The 16702-nt window shown below is 73.3% G+C and carries 17 protein-coding genes; 6 read left to right on the top strand and 11 right to left on the bottom strand.

The window, feature by feature from the left end; all coding sequences use genetic code 11:
• Positions 1-99: 99 nt before the first annotated feature.
• The 3 genes from pgm (at position 100) to ACIBAD_RS04470 (ending at position 4105) form a co-directional block, all read left to right on the top strand.
• Positions 100-1740, top strand: a complete 1641-nt coding sequence (pgm, locus tag ACIBAD_RS04480) for a phosphoglucomutase (alpha-D-glucose-1,6-bisphosphate-dependent) (protein WP_398904406.1) — start codon at positions 100-102, stop codon at positions 1738-1740.
• Positions 1741-1861: 121 nt separating this feature from the next.
• A complete protein-coding gene (locus ACIBAD_RS04475; protein WP_398904404.1) occupies positions 1862-3079 on the top strand; it encodes a monooxygenase in 1218 nt (405 codons plus the stop codon).
• 291 nt (positions 3080-3370) lie between these two features.
• Positions 3371-4105 (top strand): SOS response-associated peptidase, encoded by a 735-nt coding sequence (locus ACIBAD_RS04470; RefSeq protein ID WP_398904402.1) that lies wholly within the window; start codon positions 3371-3373, stop codon positions 4103-4105.
• A 32-nt stretch (positions 4106-4137) separates the two neighbouring features.
• Here ACIBAD_RS04470 and ACIBAD_RS04465 read toward each other — a convergent pair whose 3' ends face one another.
• From ACIBAD_RS04465 to ACIBAD_RS04440, 6 genes are read right to left on the bottom strand one after another with little or no spacing between them, the layout of a single operon-like run.
• Positions 4138-5379, bottom strand: a complete 1242-nt coding sequence (locus ACIBAD_RS04465) for an anhydro-N-acetylmuramic acid kinase (protein WP_398904400.1) — start codon at positions 5377-5379, stop codon at positions 4138-4140.
• A complete protein-coding gene (locus ACIBAD_RS04460) occupies positions 5376-6671 on the bottom strand; it encodes an MFS transporter (protein ID WP_398904398.1) in 1296 nt (431 codons plus the stop codon). The genes ACIBAD_RS04465 and ACIBAD_RS04460 overlap by 4 nt, the downstream gene beginning before the upstream one ends.
• A 3-nt stretch (positions 6672-6674) precedes the next feature.
• A complete protein-coding gene (locus ACIBAD_RS04455) occupies positions 6675-7013 on the bottom strand; it encodes a DUF4288 domain-containing protein (RefSeq protein WP_166681993.1) in 339 nt (112 codons plus the stop codon).
• Positions 7010-7345 (bottom strand): hypothetical protein, encoded by a 336-nt coding sequence (locus tag ACIBAD_RS04450; protein ID WP_398904395.1) that lies wholly within the window; start codon positions 7343-7345, stop codon positions 7010-7012. The genes ACIBAD_RS04455 and ACIBAD_RS04450 overlap by 4 nt, the downstream gene beginning before the upstream one ends.
• Positions 7346-7347: 2 nt before the next feature.
• Positions 7348-7797 (bottom strand): hypothetical protein, encoded by a 450-nt coding sequence (locus ACIBAD_RS04445; RefSeq protein ID WP_398904393.1) that lies wholly within the window; start codon positions 7795-7797, stop codon positions 7348-7350.
• Between the two features lie 59 nt (positions 7798-7856).
• Positions 7857-8444 carry a DUF5133 domain-containing protein gene (locus ACIBAD_RS04440; protein ID WP_398904391.1) on the bottom strand — a complete coding sequence of 196 codons (588 nt, stop codon included), beginning with the start codon at positions 8442-8444 and terminating at the stop codon, positions 7857-7859.
• 201 nt (positions 8445-8645) lie between these two features.
• Here ACIBAD_RS04440 and ACIBAD_RS04435 point away from each other — a divergent pair, with 201 nt between their 5' ends.
• A complete protein-coding gene (locus tag ACIBAD_RS04435) occupies positions 8646-8897 on the top strand; it encodes an EF-hand domain-containing protein (RefSeq protein WP_054223381.1) in 252 nt (83 codons plus the stop codon).
• Positions 8898-8925: 28 nt separating this feature from the next.
• Here ACIBAD_RS04435 and ACIBAD_RS04430 read toward each other — a convergent pair whose 3' ends face one another.
• Entirely contained in the window at positions 8926-9480 is a 555-nt protein-coding gene (locus tag ACIBAD_RS04430; RefSeq protein ID WP_134068950.1) for a DoxX family membrane protein, read from the bottom strand.
• A gap of 270 nt (positions 9481-9750) precedes the next feature.
• Between ACIBAD_RS04430 and ACIBAD_RS04425 the strand changes: the two genes are divergently transcribed.
• Positions 9751-10620 carry a hypothetical protein gene (locus ACIBAD_RS04425; RefSeq protein WP_166681991.1) on the top strand — a complete coding sequence of 290 codons (870 nt, stop codon included), beginning with the start codon at positions 9751-9753 and terminating at the stop codon, positions 10618-10620.
• A gap of 41 nt (positions 10621-10661) precedes the next feature.
• Here the strand turns inward: ACIBAD_RS04425 and ACIBAD_RS04420 are convergent, their stop codons facing one another.
• Positions 10662-11342, bottom strand: coding sequence for a TetR/AcrR family transcriptional regulator (locus tag ACIBAD_RS04420; protein WP_398904388.1), 681 nt, complete (start codon positions 11340-11342; stop codon positions 10662-10664).
• A 128-nt stretch (positions 11343-11470) separates the two neighbouring features.
• Here ACIBAD_RS04420 and ACIBAD_RS04415 point away from each other — a divergent pair, with 128 nt between their 5' ends.
• Positions 11471-12982 (top strand): FAD-dependent monooxygenase, encoded by a 1512-nt coding sequence (locus ACIBAD_RS04415; RefSeq protein ID WP_398904386.1) that lies wholly within the window; start codon positions 11471-11473, stop codon positions 12980-12982.
• 98 nt (positions 12983-13080) lie between these two features.
• On the opposite strand, the gene ACIBAD_RS04410 is transcribed toward ACIBAD_RS04415, so the two are convergent.
• The 3 genes from ACIBAD_RS04410 to ACIBAD_RS04400 form a co-directional block, all read right to left on the bottom strand.
• A complete protein-coding gene (locus ACIBAD_RS04410) occupies positions 13081-13488 on the bottom strand; it encodes a VOC family protein (RefSeq protein WP_398904384.1) in 408 nt (135 codons plus the stop codon).
• A gap of 215 nt (positions 13489-13703) precedes the next feature.
• Positions 13704-15197, bottom strand: a complete 1494-nt coding sequence (gene mptB / locus ACIBAD_RS04405) for a polyprenol phosphomannose-dependent alpha 1,6 mannosyltransferase MptB (RefSeq protein WP_398904382.1) — start codon at positions 15195-15197, stop codon at positions 13704-13706.
• 87 nt (positions 15198-15284) lie between these two features.
• Positions 15285-16520 carry a cytochrome P450 gene (locus ACIBAD_RS04400; RefSeq protein WP_398904380.1) on the bottom strand — a complete coding sequence of 412 codons (1236 nt, stop codon included), beginning with the start codon at positions 16518-16520 and terminating at the stop codon, positions 15285-15287.
• Positions 16521-16702 lie beyond the last annotated feature (182 nt).

Here is a 16702-nt window from a genome sequence, read left to right as displayed (position 1 = left end):
AGGTGGGGGCCGAGTGGGGACGCGGCGGTGCGGGCACGTTCAGGGGGCGACACAATGACCACTGTTGTTCTCTTTGATCCAGTACGGAGGAATGGGCGGATGCTCAACGACAGAGCGGGGCAGCAGGCGCGCCCGGAGGACCTGGTCGACGTGGCCCGGCTCGTGACCGCGTACTACGCCCTGCACCCCGATCCCGCGGATCCCGGCCAGCGCGTCAGCTTCGGCACCTCCGGCCACCGCGGCTCCTCCCTCGCCACGGCCTTCAACGAGGACCACATCGCCGCGACCAGCCAGGCGATCTGCGAGTACCGGGCCCAGCAGGGCATCGACGGCCCCCTCTTCCTCGGTGCGGACACCCACGCCCTGTCCGAACCCGCCCGGGTGACCGCCCTGGAGGTCTTCGCCGCCAACGACGTGACCGTGCTCGTCGACACCGCCGACGGCTACACCCCCACGCCGGCCGTCTCGCACGCGATCCTCACCCACAACCGCGGTCGCACCTCGGCCCTGGCCGACGGAGTGGTGGTCACCCCCTCGCACAATCCGCCCGCGGACGGCGGCTTCAAGTACAACCCGCCGCACGGCGGGCCCGCCGGATCGGATGCGACCGGCTGGATCCAGGAGCGCGCCAACGAGATCATCACCGGAGGCATGAAGGAGGTCCGCCGGATCCCGTTCGCGCGCGCCTCGGCAGCCTCGACCACGGGGACGTACGACTACCTCGGCACGTACGTGCGCGATCTGCCGTCCGTGCTCGACCTGGACGCCGTACGCGCCGCGGGCGTGCGCATCGGGGCCGACCCGCTCGGCGGTGCCTCCGTGGCGTACTGGGGGCGGATCGCCGAGGAGCACCGCCTCGACCTGACCGTGGTCAACCCGTACACCGACCCGACCTGGCGGTTCATGACGCTGGACTGGGACGGCAAGATCCGGATGGACTGCTCCTCCCCGTACGCGATGGCCTCGCTGATCGAGGGCCGGGACCGGTTCCAGATCGCCACCGGCAACGACGCGGACGCCGACCGGCACGGCATCGTGACACCGGACGGCGGGCTGATGAACCCCAACCACTACCTCGCCACGGCGATCGAGTACCTCTACAGCCACCGCGAGCAGTGGCCGGCGGACGCGGGCGTCGGCAAGACGCTGGTGTCCTCGGGGATGATCGACCGGGTGGCCGCGGACCTGGGCCGCGAACTGGTGGAGGTGCCCGTCGGTTTCAAGTGGTTCGTGGACGGCCTCTCCGCGGGCGGCATCGGCTTCGGCGGCGAGGAGTCGGCCGGGGCCTCCTTCCTGCGCCGCGACGGCTCGGTGTGGACCACGGACAAGGACGGCATCCTCCTCGCCCTGCTGGCCTCGGAGATCCTCGCCGTGACGGGTCAGACCCCGAGCGAGCGGTACGCGGGCCTCACGGCCCGGTTCGGCGAGCCGGCGTACGCGCGGATCGACGCCCCCGCCACACGGGAGGAGAAGGCGGTGCTGGGCCGGCTGTCCCCCGAACAGGTCTCCGCCGACACCCTGGCGGGTGAGCCGGTCACGTCCGTGCTGACGGCGGCCCCGGGGAACGGGGCCGCCATCGGCGGCATCAAGGTCACCACGGAGCACGCCTGGTTCGCGGCCCGCCCGTCGGGCACCGAGGACGTCTACAAGATCTACGCCGAGTCCTTCCTCGGCGCCGACCACCTGGCCCGCGTACAGGAGGAGGCCCGTTCCGTCGTCGCGGCGGCACTGTCCGGCTGACCCTCCCGCCGGCGGACCTCCCGCGAACCCCTCGCCGGCCTCCCTTGGACGAACCGCCACCCCGGCCGGAGATTTCTCAGTAGGGTGGCGGGCTCCGGGAGTTCGCGCGGAGGGGGCAGGCATGCGGGGCGGTTCGGTCGCGGTGGTGGGCGGGAGCGTCGCCGGGTGCGCGCTGGCCTCGGCGGCGGCCCGCGCGGGCGCCGACGAGGTGGTCGTGCTGGAGCGCACCCGCGGACGGCTGGCGGACCGGGGCCTGGGGCTCTGCATCCACGACGGCCGGGCCGCCGAACTCGCAGCCGGCGGCGCGCTGCCCGCAGGCATCGCCGCGCACCCCCTGACCCGGCGCCGCTGGATCGTCCGGGACGACGCGGCGGCCGGGCCGGCCGGGCGGGTGTTCTGGGAGCAGCCGTTCCCCTTCCACTCGTACCACTGGGGCCTGCTGTGGCGCGGGCTGCGGGAGGCGACGCCCGACTCGGTGGTCTACCGGCAGGGCACGGCGGTGACGGGAGTGGCCGCCGCCGGCGGGCGTGCCGAGGTACGGCTGGCAGACGGGACCGCCGAGACGTTCGACCTGGTCGTCGGCGCCGACGGGTACCGCTCGGTGGTGCGCGAGGCGGTCTGCCCCGGCTCCCGGCCGGTCTACGCCGGGTACGTCTGCTGGCGCGGCAACCTCGACGCCCGGGGGCCGGCCGCGCTCGGCAACGGCGGCGTGCCCTCCGACGCGGTGACCACCATCTGCTTCACCGGCGGGAGCTGCGTGATCTACCCCATCCCCGGCCCGGACGGCCCCCGGGTGAACTGGGTCCTGTACGCCATGCCCCCGCGGGCCGGCCGACTGCCGTTCGACGACCCGACGAGCTTCCCGCCGGGGCGGGTGACCGAGGAACTCACCGCGCACCTGCGCATGTTGCTGGAGCGGGAGTTCCCGCCCCACTGGGCGCGGGTGCTCGCCATGACGGAGCCCGCGGACACCTACGTCCAGCCCATCTACGACCTCGAGACCGTGCGTACGGCGGCCGGGCGCCTGCTGCTCGCGGGCGACGCGGCCACGGTGGTGCGCCCGCACAACACGAGCGGGGTGGCCAAGGCCCTCCAGGACGCCACGGCGTTCGAGGACGCCTGGCGCCGGGCCGGCACCTGGGCCGAGCTGCTGGGCGGGTACCACGCCGCACGCGGTGCGGCGGGCCGGGAGATGGTGGCGCTGGCCCGCCGCCTCGGCCGGGGCCAGGTGGAGCAGACCCCCGCCTGGGCCGCGATGAACCACCGCGAGGTGGAGTCGTGGTGGCAGGAGCTGCTGGACGGCGCCGCCGGCATCGGCGGCCAGGCCATGAGGCCGTAGACCGTACCCGAGGAGCCGTACCGCAGGCCCTGCGGTGATCCCGGCGCGCCTGACGCGCTTCGAGCCCGAACCGGCTCGGGACCAGCATGCCGACCGCCACTGAGCGCGGTGGCGGCACTGCGGCCTACCCTGGAGACGGCGGCCGTCCGCGGTGAGCGGCCCGGGCGGCCGCCCCGGTGGCTGCGGGCACGTACCCCTCCTTGAACCCCGCGCCCGCGGCGCCGGCACGGTGCGGAGCCGCGCCGTGCCGCGCCGCACCGGAAGTGCCCTCGGGGTGGGACAGTGGATGCCATGTGCGGTCGATATGCGTCCAGCCGCGCCCCCGAAGACCTGGCCGGCCTGTTCGAGGCCCGCTGGGACCCCCGGGAGACGCTGGCACCGAGCTGGAACGTGGCCCCCACCGACGAGGTGTGGGCCGTCCTCGAACGCCCCGACCGCACGACGGGGGAGGTGGAGCGCCGACTGCGCACCGTGCGGTGGGGCCTGGTCCCGTCCTGGGCGAAGGACCCGAACGGGGGCGCCCGGATGATCAACGCGCGGGTGGAGACGGTGCACGAGAAACCGGCCTACCGCCGCGCCTTCACCCGGCGCCGCTGCCTGCTGCCCGCCGACGGCTTCTACGAGTGGCAGGCCGTGGCCGCCACCGCCACGGCGAAGGCGTACAAGCAGCCGTACTTCATCACTCCCGAGGACGCCGGGGTGATGGCCATGGCCGGGCTGTACGAGTTCTGGCGCGACCCGTCCGTGACCGACGAGGACGACCCGGCCGCCTGGCTCACCACCACCACGATCATCACGACCGAGGCCACCGATGCGGCCGGCCGCATCCACCCCCGCATGCCCCTGGCCGTGGCCGCGGAAGACCAGGACGCCTGGCTGGACCCCGCCCACGAGGATGTCGACGAGCTCCGGGCGCTGCTCCACACCCCGTCCGACGGCCACCTCGACGTACGGGCGGTCTCCACGGCGGTCAACAGCGTGCGGAACAACGGCCCCGAACTGCTCGAACCCCCGGCCGAGCGCTGAGACCGGACCCGGTCAGGCGCCGATGGCCGCCATCAGCATCGGGGACGAGGACTCCGGCTCGCGTTCCCGTCCAGCAGGCCGCGCACGGTCAGGGAGTGCGGGGCGCGGCCGGGACGCCCGGGAAGGCGCAGGGTGCGGCTGCCCGGGGTGAGCGACCCGAGGACGCGCGGCCCCGCGGCGCCGGTGCACCCCGGGTCATTGCCGGGGAGGCCGTGCAGGGTGAGGTACCCGAGCACCGCGAAGGCGTAGGCCTCCTTCGCCTCCGGGGGCAGCCCCAGCTCCTGCGACATGCGCACCGCCGTACTGCCCGTACTGCCCGTGCCGTCCGCCAGCTCGTCGCGGAGCATCGCCATCAGCGCGGGGTTCCGTACTCCGCCACCGGAGACGAACACCTCGGTGGTTCCGAGCGGGCGCAGCGCGTCGGCCACCGTCCGGGCGGTCAGACGCGTGAGGGTGGCGACGAGGTCCTGCGGCCGGAGCTCGCCGAACCCCGCCAGCCGCGTCCGCAGGTAGTCCGCGTGGAACAGCTCCTTGCCCGTCGTCCGGGGCGCCGGCATCCGGTAGTACGGCTCCCCGCACAGCAGCCGCTCCAGCAGTCCCTCGTGGACGCGCCCGGCGGCGGCGAGCGCGCCGTCCGCGTCGTACGCGCGCTTCCCGGCGCTCAGTTCACGGACCGCGGCGTCGATCAGCGCGTTGCCCGGGCCGGTGTCGAACGCCACGGGACCGCCGCCCGTCGGCAGCACGGTGACGTTGGCGATCCCCCCGATGTTCAGGGCGGCCGGCACGCCGGGGCGCCCGCGCAGGAGCATCAGGTCGATCAGACTCACCAGGGGTGCGCCCTGCCCGCCCGCCGCCACGTCGCGCGGCCGGAATCCGGAGACGACCGGGCAGCCGCTGCGCTCGGCGATCCAGGCCGGTTCGCCGAGCTGCAGCGTGCCGCGCACCCGGCCGTCCTCGGCCCAGTGGTACACCGTCTGCCCGTGCGAGGAGACCAACTCGGCGCGCCCCGCACACAGTTCCCGGTCGGCGCGGGCGGCGACGGCCGCGAAGGCCTGCCCGATCCGGGTGTCGAGGCGGCAGACCTCGGCCAGGGTGGTCGCCGCGGGCGGCAGGGCGGCGGCGAGGGCCTCCCGTACGTCGTCCGGGTAAGGCTCGCTGACCATGCCCAGCGGCACGAGGTGCAGTGCACCGTCCTCGGCGCAGAGTTCGAGGTCGGCGGCCGCGGCGTCGACGGCGTCGTACGAGGTCCCCGACATCAGCCCGATCACCCTCATCGCAGCGGCTCCCCGTGATCACGGCTGCGCAGGCCGAGCAGGGCGGGGCAGCTGAGGGCGCACGCGCCGGCGGCGTAGTAGGCGGGCACGGAGGTGTCTCCCGTCCGGGCGGTCAGTGCGGTGATGACGAGCCCGGCGCAGCCGGAGAACACCGCGTTGGCGAGGGCGTAGGCCAGTCCGAGCCCGGTACAGCGCACCCGGCGCGGGAACATCTCGGCGAGCATGGCCGGCCCCGGTCCGGCCATCAGGCCGACCAGCGCACCCGCGAGCAGTACGGCCCCGGCCCTGGACCACGGCGAGGCGCCGGGGGACTGGAGCACGTGCAGGAGGGGGAGGGCGAGCACCACGACGCCGACGGCCCCGGCCAGCATCACCGGGCGCCGGCCGATCCGGTCGCTGAGCGCCCCGGCGGGCAGGATCGAGGCGGCGAACCCGGCGTTGGCGAGGGCGGTGGCGAGCAGGGCCTCGCGCAGGGAGGCGCCCAGGGTCGCCTGGAGGTACGACGGCAGGACGACGAGGAAGGTGTACCCGGCCGCGGACCAGCCCATGATCCGGCCGATGCCGAGGACGACGGCCCGCGCGAGCTCCCGGGGTCCGACGCGACGGGGATCCGCCGCGGGAGCCGGCGGCGGGGGAGGTTCCTCCAAGGCCGTACGCAACCACAGCGCCACCGCACCCAGCGGCAGGGCCAGCAGGAACGGGATGCGCCAGCCCCACGCGTGCAGGGCTCCGGCGGGCAGCGCGCTCGCCAGGGCGGCGGCCGTACCGGCCCCCGTGAGCAGGCCGAGCGCGACGGTGAAGGACTGCCAGGCGCCGAAGAGACCGCGGCGGCCCACCGGCGCGTACTCCGTCATGAGGGCGACGGCCCCGCCGAACTCGCCCCCCGCGGAGAGCCCTTGCAGCACCCGCAGGAGGGTGAGCAGCCAGGGCGCGGCGGAGCCGATGGCGGCGCGGGTCGGCAGCAGCCCGATCGTCACGGTGGCGAGGGTCATGAGGCCGACGACCACGATGAGGGTGGGCCGCCGGCCCAGCCGGTCGCCGAGCCTCCCGAACAGTACGGCGCCGACGGGCCGGAAGAAGAAGGCCAGCGCGAACGAGGCGTACGCGGCCACGAGCGCCTCGGCTCCGCTGCTCCCCTCGGGCCGGAAGAAGTTCGCGGCGATGACCGTGGCCAGGCACCCGTAGACGCCGAACTCGTACCACTCGACGAGGTTGCCGACCGATCCGGCGAGCAGCGCCCGCCGGGACGTGCTGCGGCGGACGGCCGGGGAGCGGAGCTCAAGAGGTCTCACGCGTCAGAGGTCCTCGCCCGAGAGGAGGGGTTCGAACGCCGCGTACGCGGCGAAGTCCCGGAAGTGTCTCGTGTAGAGCTCCGTTCCGTCGCCCAGGCGCTCGGCGGGTAGCTCCGCGACGTCCACGAGCTGCCGGAACGTCCAGGTGATCAGCTCACCCCGCTCGTTGCGGTAGCTCGTCTCCAGTCCCTCGCCGTGGGCCCGGGCCTTCGATCTGGCCTCGTCCTCGGTCCGGGCGGTCAGCAGGACGAAGCTCTCCCGGTACAGGGGCGCCCGACTGCCGGACGTCGCCGAGGCCGCGGCCTCGGCGACGCAGACGAGAACGGCGACGTACGTCCTCACTTCCTGAACCGGTTGTCGTTCAGCAGCTTCCACGCCGTCTGGCAGGACTTGAGCCCGCAGCCGCGGATGTACCCGAGCGTGTCCCCGTAGTGCTCCCCGGGGAACGCCTGCCGGATGGACCCCCTGCGGCACCGCGAGATGAAGTTGTTCGCGATCTCGCCCAGGTTCTCGCCCGCCACGCACGCGTCCGCCGGCCGCACCTGCACGGCAGCGGTGCCGGGTGCCCGCTGTGCGCCGCCCGCCGCTCCGGCGGCAGTCGGCGCCCCGAACAGGACGGCGCAGGCGAGGACGAGCGCGGCGGCGCCACGCGCCGCCTTTCCGTTGACGGCCATGATCAGCAGCCCGCGAGCTTTCCGTACGCGATCCAGACCTCGCCCTTGTCGTTGATGCTGACGTTGCCGGTCTTGTGCAGGCCCGTGTACTTCCCGCGGTACTTCCTGAGCTGCCCGAACTGCGATTCCAGGGAAAGGTACGGGGAGTCGGGCTTCCAGTCGCCCGAGAACTCGGCGTACACCCCGTCGGTTCCGTCGGTGCCGCTCGCCCAGCAGGCCCGACTGCCCGAGTAGAGGACCAGGTTGCCGTCGTACTGCATCTCCAGGCGGTTGGCGCCATGGCTGATGCACTGTCCGGGGATCAGCTTGTCGGTGAACGAGGTTCCGATGTTGCGGCACGCAGCCGCCCGCCCCGTCGCGGCGGAGGCCGTCCCGGCCGGTACGGCTGCCGCCGCCAGCAGCCCCACCAGCGCGAACGCCAGTGCACGGGTCGTTTTCCCGACCGTCTTCATGGACGCACCCTTCTACGCGTGATCACTTCCCTCGGCGATCACGAAAGGTAGCAGTTCGACTACGGAAAGTCGCGCCCTGTGGCGTCCTGTTGACGCCTACCGGGGCTGCGGAGCCCGGTGGTGCCGGGGGCGGCAGTGCCGGAGGTCGTGGTGCCGGAGGTCGTGGTGCCGGAGGTCGTGGTGCCGAGCCACTCGGCGCCGAGGAGGAGTTCGGCCGATCGCAGTGCTGTGTAGGCGTTCCGTTGCCCCATCAGGACGCACAGGGTGTACGTGGCGTCGTCGAGTTCATCGCGCACGGCCGGGTCGTGGGGCGCGGCCAGGGCGCGGCGGCGCAGTCCGCGGTGCCGCTTCAGCAGCTCGCCGATGGCCTGCGGGTCGGGGAGCAGCCGCGTGTACGGCCGGGTCTCGGGCTCGGCGGCGGACCGGGCCTCGTCCATCGCGTCCGCCAGCGCCCGGCCGAGAGGGGCCGTGGGCTTGCGGCCGCCTCTCAGGAGGAGCACGGCCTCGGCCGTCTCACGCAGTCCGGTACCGGCGGCCCGCGCCGTGACTCCCAGGATCTGCCGCGCGGTATCGGCGCCGCACGGCACCACCGCCATCAGGACGGTGACGGCCTGCTCCGCGGCCCGTTGGGGTGGTGTCTTGCTCATCCGCGTGATTCCTCATTCCTCCGCTGCTGGTTCGGGGTGTGGCACGGCCTGGCCTGGTGTACCGGTCGGTTCGGATCCGGCCGAAACGGCTCCGCGGCCCGGGCGGCCGCCGCAGCGCCCCCGCCCCCGTCGGCCCTGGTGCGGTGCGCCGTACGCTGGCGGCTGGCAGCCCTTGCCGATTCCTCCCGGAAGGACGTACGCATGAGTGCGAAGGCCCGCAAACTGTTCGAGGCGCTCGATCTCAACCACGACGGCACCCTGACCCGCCTGGAAGTGATCACCGCCCTGCGGGCGAAGGGCCCGACGCTGGCCGCCGACGGCGACCTGCCGTTCTGGGGCCTGGGGGACGTGGACGCCTCGTCCGCGCTCTTCGACGCCGCGGACAAAAACGGCGACAACGTGCTGACGTTCGAGGAGTTCGCCCGGGAGGTCGACCGCCGCTTCGGCTGGTAGCCCCGCCCCGGCGAATCGGTGACGGCGGCTACGCCGTCCGGCTGTCGGCGTCCCCGTCGGGGTCGGACGCTTCGGCGGCGCCGAGCGTCGCGGCCCGGCGGTTCAGTACGACGGTGGCCGCGGCCGCGCTGAGCGCGAAGGCCGCCACCACCGTGGCCGGCCGGTCCAAGCGGTGCCGGGTGGCATGGTCGAGCGAGAAGCGGCCGGGCCCGGACAGGCCCAGGCAGGCCGCCACGAAGCCGAGGAAGGCCGGGTACTCGAAGCCGCCGCCCTGGGCGAAGAACCCGGCGGGCGCATGCACGGCGGCGGCGCCGGCCATGGCACCCGCGGCGGCGGCACCGGCCGCCGGAGTCGCCAGCCCCAGCGCGAGCAGCACCCCGCCGCCCGCCTCGCCGAGCCCGGCCGCGATCGCGCTCTCCCGGCCCGGGGTGAATCCCATGTGCTCCATCCCCCGGGCCGTGCCCTCGAGGCCCGCCCCGCCGAACCATCCGAAGAGCTTCTGCGAGCCGTGGGCGAGCAGCACACCGCCGGCCCCCAGGCGCAGGGCGAGCAGTCCGAGATCCTTGCGATGCGTGAGCGGCATGAGGACAGACCCTTCCGAAGGGGTTGCGTGTCACCTGGTCTCAAGCTTCACGCGAGCACAGCGCGTGCGCACGCGCTGTGTACTCGTCCGGCCCCACCGGCAGCGGGCCAACCAGGTGTAAGGCATACAAAAGGCTATGCATTTGATTGCATTCAAGGCATTTGCGCCATACGTTCCCCACGGATTCGAGCCTGCTTCCCTGGACAGCCGGAACGGCTGTGCACACTCCGACCGGAGGTCTGTATGCCTTGCCGTACGTCACTCACGCTGATGGCCGCAGCCGCGTTGCTCTCCCTGGGGGCGCCCGCGACGGTCGCCCACGCGGCCGACGCCACCTGCTTCGGGAAGCCCGCGACCATCACCGGGTCGGGCACGATCACCGGGACGGAGGGCAATGACGTCATCATCGGGTCGGCGGAGGCGGACACCATCGACGGCCTCGGCGGCAACGACCTGATCTGCGGTCTCGGCGGCAACGACACGATCGCCGGCGGCCTGGGCGACGACCAGCTGGACGGCGGCGAAGGCGCTGACCTCATGCGCGGCGACCTGCTGTCCACCGGGTCTCCCGTGGACGGCGGGGGCAACGACGTCCTCTTCGGCGGGCCGGGCGACGACCGCATGGGCGGCGACAGCATGGCCTTCGGCTCCACCGCGTCGGGCGGGGGCGACGACGTCCTGTTCGGCGAGGCGGGAAACGACGCCATGATCGGTGACAGCCGCGGCGGCATCAACGCGACCGGCGGCGGCAGGGACGTCATCGACGGTGGACCCGGAGACGACAGCATCACCGGCGACTCGTCCGCCGAGGGCAGCGCGACCGGCCGCGGCGCGGACGTACTGCTGGGCGGAGCCGGCGTCGACGCCATCATCGGCGACAGCAACTCCGGCCACGCCGCGCACGGGAAGGGCGGGAGCGGCCTGACCGGCAAGCCCGCGCGCCCGGGCCGCCCGACCCCTGCGGTGAAGCCCGCGCAGGGCGCGCCCGTCGCCCCGGTCGCACCGGTCTCGCCCGTCCCGGACGCGGCAGCGGGTGGCAACGACGTCATCGACGGGGGCGACGACGCGAAGGACACCTGCGACGGGACGGACGGAGCCGACGTCGCGGTCCGCTGCGAGACCGTGGCGAACGTCCCGTAACGCCCCGCAGGCGGTGGCCACCCGTGCTCGCGGTGCGGCGGTCAGCGGATCGCGTACCGCGCGGCGATGCCCTCGATGACGATCTGCAGACCCTCTTCGAAGTGCTGGTCGTACTCCTGGAAGAGGTGCGGACCGGCGGCCGCGGCGAGCGGGTAGTCGGCCAGGTGCTCGCCGCGCTCCGCCACCTCGTAGCCCTCCCGGCGCTCGCCCGGGACGGGGTGGACGCCCTGTTCCTCGATCACGAACCCGAGCGTGTAGGAGAAGGTCGTCGCCATGGCCCTTACGGCCTGCGACAGTTCGAACCCGTCCGCCAGCAGGGCGCGCAGATGGGTCTCGGACTGTTCCGCGTGCTCGGTTCCGGTGAAGCGGGAGCCGGTGAACACGCGGGCCCCGTCGCGGTAGGCGAGCAGGGCCCGGCGCAGACCGCGATTGGCGGCCAGCATCCGCTCGCGCCAATGCGTCGGGGAGCCGTCCGGCCAGGCTTCCTCCGGGTTCGTGACCATGCGCCGGAACATCTCCGTGGCCATCTCGTCGATCAGCTCTTGCTTGTTCTTGAAGTGCCAGTACAGCGCCGGCGCCTTCACGTCCAGCTCCTGCGCGATGGAGCGGAGGGTGAGCTTGTCGAGCCCGGCCTCGTTGAGCAGCCGCAGTGCGGTCTCGGCGACGGTCTGGCGGGTCAGGGGCGGGACGCGCGGCGGAGTCTGCTGCGGCTTGGCGTTCATCGTCTGCTCCGTCTCCCGGGGGTTCACTCTTCCGTGGCGTTGACAGCTTAACAACGTTAAGGGCACTCTTGGGTGACGAGGCTCCTTAATGGCGTTAAGGAGTGGTGTCGGAGAGGGCGGGGAGATCGATGAACCAGCGGCGAGTCGAAGAGGACCGGAGCGATGTCCGGAGCGAAGTCCGGAGCGATGTACTGATCGTGGGCGCCGGTCCCACCGGCCTCGTACTGGCCTGTGACCTCGCCCGGCGCGGTGTGCGCGCGCTGGTCGTCGAGCGGTCGCCGGAGCTGTTTCCCGGTTCCCGCGGCAAGAGCGTCCAACCGCGGACCCTGGAGGTCTTCGACGACCTCGGTGTCCTGGGGGAAGCCCTGCGATGGGGCGGCCGGGCGCCGATCGGCATGACCTGGCAGGGCGGATGCCGTGCCGGCGAGTACCGCATGTTCGAGGACGTCGCAGCGACCGAGGAGGCGCCCTACACCGGGCCCTGGCTGCTGCCCCAGTGGCGCACCCAGCGGATCCTGCTCGACCGGCTCCGCGAACTGGGCGGTGACGTGGTGTTCGGAGCGGAGCTGACCGGTCTCACCCAGGACGCCGAGTCCGTGACCGCCACCCTCATACCGGCGGGAGGCGGGAGCCCGAAGTCCGTCCGCGCGGGATACGCCGTCGCCGCCGACGGCGGCCGGTCCACGGTCCGCCGGCTCGTCGGCATCAAGATGACCGGTGAGCGCGTCGACCCCGCCCCGATGCTCGTGGCCGACGTGGTCATACCGACGCTCGACCGGGACAACTGGCACGTCTTCCCGCCCGTCGCGGGCGGCACGGGCTTCGCCGTCCTCTGCCCCTTGCCGCACACGCGGGAGTTCCAGTTCGTGGCCCAGCCGGCGCCGGTGGGCAAGGAGGTCACGGTGGAGGAAGTGCGCGCGCTGGTAGCCGCGTTCACCCACATACCGGCCGAGGAGGTCACCGAGGTCCTGTGGGCATCGGACTTCACCGTGAACGCCGCACTCGCCGACCGCTTCCGTGACGGCAGGGTCTTCCTCGCGGGCGACGCCGCCCACATCCACTCGCCGGCGGGCGGCCAGGGGCTCAACACCAGCGTCCAGGACGCCTACAACCTGGGCTGGAAGCTCGCCGCCGTGCTGCGCGACGGAGCCCCGGAGGCACTGCTGGACACGTATGAGGAGGAGCGGCTCCCCAATGCCGCCGCCGTTCTGGGCCTGTCCACCCGCATCCACCGCGGCCAGGAGCGGCGCGGCGCCGCCACCCGCCAACTCGGCCTCGACCAGCGGGACTCCTCACTCACCCGGGAGACGCGCAGCGGGCTGGCCGACGACGCCCTGACCGCGGGAGACCGCGCCCCGGACGGCAAGCGCGACGGGCTGCGGCTCTTCGACCTCTACCGCGGCCCCCATTTCACCCTGCTCGCGGTCGACACCGAGCTGCCGGAGCGCCTCCCGCCGATCCCGGGCCTGCGCGCCGAACGGACAGGTGCGTACGAGGCCTACGGACGCGGCCTGTACCTGATCCGTCCGGACGGATACATAGCCTGGGCCGGTCCCGGCGGCGCCGCGCTCGAAGCCTCGGCCGACGACCTGCGCACCTGGGCATCCCGGGTCGCACGGCCCGCCCGGGCGGGTGTGTGAGGGGACTCGCAGGGCACGGGCGACCGGGTGGCGCGGCCGGCCGGCAGACCTTCCGCGCCCGATCGGGCGAAGCGCGCCCGGGCCCCGCGCCCGGCCCCTTACGGGCGAACGTAGGGACGGGTCATGATCTCCATGTTGTGGCCGTCCGGGTCGGCGAAATAGGCACCGCGACCACCGAACAGGCGGTTGATCCGCCCCGGTTCGGTGTGGTGGGGGTCGGCGTAGTAGGTGACCCCGACCGCCTCCAGACGGGCGATCATCGCGTCGAACCGCTCGTCGGGCACGAGGAACGCGTAGTGCTGCGGCTGGATCGGCTCGTCGGTCATCGCGTAGTAGTCGAGCGTGACGCCGTTGCCGAGGTCGACGGGCAGGAACGGCCCGAACGGAGCGCCGACCTCCAGCCCCAGGACCACGGCGAGGAACTCGGCCGACAGACCTCGGTCCCTGGCGTGGACGACGGTGTGGTTCAACTGGACGGCGTTCGGGTACTGCTGCGTGTTCGACATGAGTGGTGTGTCTCCGGTTTCGGGTTCCCGTGGAAAGGCGCCGCACGCGGGCGCCGGGCGCAAGAAACGCGGAGGAAGGGCGGGCTCCTGGCCCGCCTCGGGCTCACGCCGAGGCCGGGAACCCTACTCGTACATGGCCCATGGCCGACCCGGCAGTCACCCGGTCGACCTTAGTGATCATCACCGGTCTGCGCAACGTGCATTTCCCCGCCGGGTCACCGGCGCGTTCTGGCCGCCGCCCGCACCCACGCGCGCTCCTGCAGGCGAAGGCCGGGCAGCGTCCCGAGCACCGGCGGACCCCATGCCACGAGCGCCGCCGACGCCGCTGTCGCCCCCGTGATGGCGGCGAACCCGTAGGACCAGGTCGCCGACGTCCCACTGGGCAGCACGAGGAACAGCAGCACCAGCATGGCCAGCCGTGCCCGCGTGTTCTCCAGCAGTCGCCAGGCAGCCGCCGCGAGCGGCACCATCCCCCACAGCACGTACCAGGGCTGCACGACCGGAGCGGTCACCACCAGCCCCAGCAGCGCCGCGCCGGTGGCGTACTCGGGACCCGTGCGCGGTGCACGCCACGCGCAGAAGCCCACCAGGCACACGCCCAGAACCATCCCCACCGACCGCGCGGCGGCGATCGCATCGGCCGCGGTACCCACGCCGAGCCCCTCGGACAGCAGCCCGAGCACCCGGCCCACGTCCGTACTCGGTGAAAGCACCGTGTAGACCTGCGCGGGGCCCCGCAGCGTCGACAGCCACCCCCAGCCCTGGCCGCACACGGCCACGCCCAGCACCAGCGCCGCGAGCCCCACCAGCGTGATCCCGGCCGCCCGCAGCCAGCCCGCGCGCCGGTCCGGCCGCCCGCCCACGGACCACGCGGCGGCGCACAGCAGAGCCACCGCGGCGGGAACCTTGACCAGCGCGGCCGCGACGAGCACGACGGTGCCCAGCATCCAGTGCCCCCGCCTGAACGCCACCAGCCCCGCCACCATCAGGCCGATCATCAGCGCCTCGTTGTGGGCCCCGCCCACCAGGTGCACCAGGGCGAGCGGGTTGAGCACGGTCGCCCACAGCGCCCCGGCCTCCCCGCCGCCGACTGCGGAACCCCGCTCGGCACCCCACTCGGACGCGAGCCGCCCCACGCCCCAGACGATCAGCGCCAGCCCGCACAGGGCCAGCAGCCGCATCCCCAGCACGGCGGCCACCGTGTGGTGTTCGCCCGTGACGGCCACCACGGCCCGCGTCGCCGCCACGGCCACCGGTCCGTACGGCGCCGGTGCGTCCTGCCACAGCTCGGGCACGTTGTCGGCGACGGTTCCGCCGAGCACCGACGGCCCGAGCCGGTACACGTCCCAGCCCCGCACGGCCAGCGCGCCCTGCGCGACGTAGCTGTACGCGTCGTTGCTGAAGATCAGCGGGCCCGGGACGAGCGGCAGGACCCAGGGCCACAGCACGGAGCGCAGCCGTCTCGGGCCGACCGGCTCCCCGGCCCGCAACAGGCCGCCCAGCCGCCACCAGGCGACCACGAGCAGGACCAGCCCGGCGTACGCGGCCGCCGCTCCCAGCACCGTGTGCGCAGGGCTCCGCTGCGCCCAGACTCCGTCCGGAACGCCGAAGGGCAGCGCGCCCGCCGACCAGCTCCCGGCGGCCAGCAGCACCGACCCGAGCGTTCCGAGCAGCCGGCAACCCCGGACCGTGATCCCCACCTCTGACATGGCGGCAGCCTAGGGTGGCCGAGGCTGATGATCGGCCTGCCCGGGGCGTCGGAGAGGTGAACTTCGGGCGTCCTTACTCCAAGCGGCTCATGCCGACGGGCCGAGCCGGACGGGCAGTGAACGGTGGCCGTTGCTGATGAGGGAGGTGACGGGCAGCAGCTCGTCGGCGGGCACCGCCGGCTCGATGTCGGGGAATCGGTCGAACAGTGCTTCGAGGGCGGTCGCGACCTCCAGCCGGGCGAGCGGGGCGCCGAGACAGAAATGGACCCCGTGCCCGAACGCGAGGTGGTCCTTCGTGACCCGCGTGACGTCGAAGGTGTCGGCGTCCGGGCCGTGCCAGTCGGGGTGCCGGTTGGCCGCTGCGTACGAGGCGAGGATCGCCTCCCCCTTGGCTATGGTCCGCCCGTCGGCCAGCGGGATGTCCGCCAGCGCGAAGCGCATCGGCAGGTGCTTCACGGCCGACTCGTGCCGCAGCGTCTCCTCGACGACGTCGCTCCAGCTGCTGCGACCGGAACGGACGTGGTCCAGCTGGTCGGGGTGCGTGAGCAGGGCGGTGACCGCCTGGTCGATGACGTTGACGGTCGTCTCGTACCCGGCGCTGATCATCAGGATCAGGGTGTCGCTCAGCTCGGAGTCCGAAAGCGCGGAGCCGTCGCCCTCCTCGTCGCGGGCGGCGATGAGCAGCGAGGTCATGTCATCACCGGGCGCGGCGCGCTTGGCGGCAATGAGCTCTGCGAGGACCTCGTAGACCCGGGCGGTGTTCGCCGCGGCCTCCTCGGGGGTGAGGGTCGTGTCGAAGACGCCGTCCACCACCGTACGGAAGTCACCGCGCTGCTCCTCGGGGAGCCCCATCAGATGTCCGATGACCGCGATGGGCAGCGGGTAGGCGAGCCCTTCGCGCAGGTCGGCCACCTCGCCCGGCGGGAGGGCGGCGAGCTCGTCGAGGAGGCCGGTGACGATGCCCTCGACGGTGTCGCGGAGCAGCGCCACCCGGCGGGCGCTGAACGCCGGAGCCACCATCCGCCGCAGCCGCCGGTGGTCGGCTCCGTACGCGGTGAACATGTTGGTCACCGCGACCCAGAGGGCGAGCGGCCATGTCTGGACGGCCTGCTCGAACTCCGGCCAGTGGGCGCGGGCGTCCTTGGACACGTCAGGGCTGGTGAGCAACTCCTTGAGGAGGGCCGGGTCGGTGACGGCCCAGGCCGTGACGCCGAGTATGTCGACGCGGGCCGCCTGCCCCTGGGCGCGCAGCAGCCGGTGCTCGGCGTGCCGGTCGGCGCCGGCGGGGTCGAGGACCAGCGGTTCGGTGGGGGCCTGGTTCACGCGGGACTCCTTCGAGAGGTCGTCGTGTAAGAGGTGTTCATTGCGGTGTGAGGGCTTCTCCATCTCCCGCACAACGTGCGTGGTGGGCGGGGTGTTCCGCGGACGGACAGGGTGTTACCCGTGAGTTGGGACGGTCGCGCGGGAAGATCGCTTCGCTGTAGGTCCGGCCGCTCCCCGCCCCG

Source organism: Streptomyces sp. NPDC051109 (assembly GCF_044455885.1).
Taxonomy (GTDB): Bacteria; Actinomycetota; Actinomycetes; order Streptomycetales; family Streptomycetaceae; genus Streptomyces.
Note: the sequence above shows the minus strand (reverse complement) of the source record. Positions and strands in the feature narration are given on the sequence as shown.

Bases quoted from the DNA above. Each gene is read 5' to 3' on its own strand.
- pgm (WP_398904406.1), top strand. From the start codon at position 100: ATGCTCAACGACAGAGCGGGGCAGCAGGCGCGCCCGGAGGACCTGGTC.
- ACIBAD_RS04420 (WP_398904388.1), bottom strand. From the start codon at position 11,342: ATGAACGCCAAGCCGCAGCAGACTCCGCCGCGCGTCCCGCCCCTGACC.
- ACIBAD_RS04470 (WP_398904402.1), top strand. From the start codon at position 3,371: ATGTGCGGTCGATATGCGTCCAGCCGCGCCCCCGAAGACCTGGCCGGC.
- ACIBAD_RS04445 (WP_398904393.1), bottom strand. From the start codon at position 7,797: ATGAAGACGGTCGGGAAAACGACCCGTGCACTGGCGTTCGCGCTGGTG.
- ACIBAD_RS04440 (WP_398904391.1), bottom strand. From the start codon at position 8,444: ATGAGCAAGACACCACCCCAACGGGCCGCGGAGCAGGCCGTCACCGTC.
- ACIBAD_RS04435 (WP_054223381.1), top strand. From the start codon at position 8,646: ATGAGTGCGAAGGCCCGCAAACTGTTCGAGGCGCTCGATCTCAACCAC.
- ACIBAD_RS04425 (WP_166681991.1), top strand. From the start codon at position 9,751: ATGGCCGCAGCCGCGTTGCTCTCCCTGGGGGCGCCCGCGACGGTCGCC.
- ACIBAD_RS04450 (WP_398904395.1), bottom strand. From the start codon at position 7,345: ATGGCCGTCAACGGAAAGGCGGCGCGTGGCGCCGCCGCGCTCGTCCTC.
- ACIBAD_RS04475 (WP_398904404.1), top strand. From the start codon at position 1,862: ATGCGGGGCGGTTCGGTCGCGGTGGTGGGCGGGAGCGTCGCCGGGTGC.
- mptB (WP_398904382.1), bottom strand. From the start codon at position 15,197: ATGTCAGAGGTGGGGATCACGGTCCGGGGTTGCCGGCTGCTCGGAACG.
- ACIBAD_RS04465 (WP_398904400.1), bottom strand. From the start codon at position 5,379: ATGAGGGTGATCGGGCTGATGTCGGGGACCTCGTACGACGCCGTCGAC.
- ACIBAD_RS04430 (WP_134068950.1), bottom strand. From the start codon at position 9,480: ATGCCGCTCACGCATCGCAAGGATCTCGGACTGCTCGCCCTGCGCCTG.
- ACIBAD_RS04415 (WP_398904386.1), top strand. From the start codon at position 11,471: ATGAACCAGCGGCGAGTCGAAGAGGACCGGAGCGATGTCCGGAGCGAA.
- ACIBAD_RS04410 (WP_398904384.1), bottom strand. From the start codon at position 13,488: ATGTCGAACACGCAGCAGTACCCGAACGCCGTCCAGTTGAACCACACC.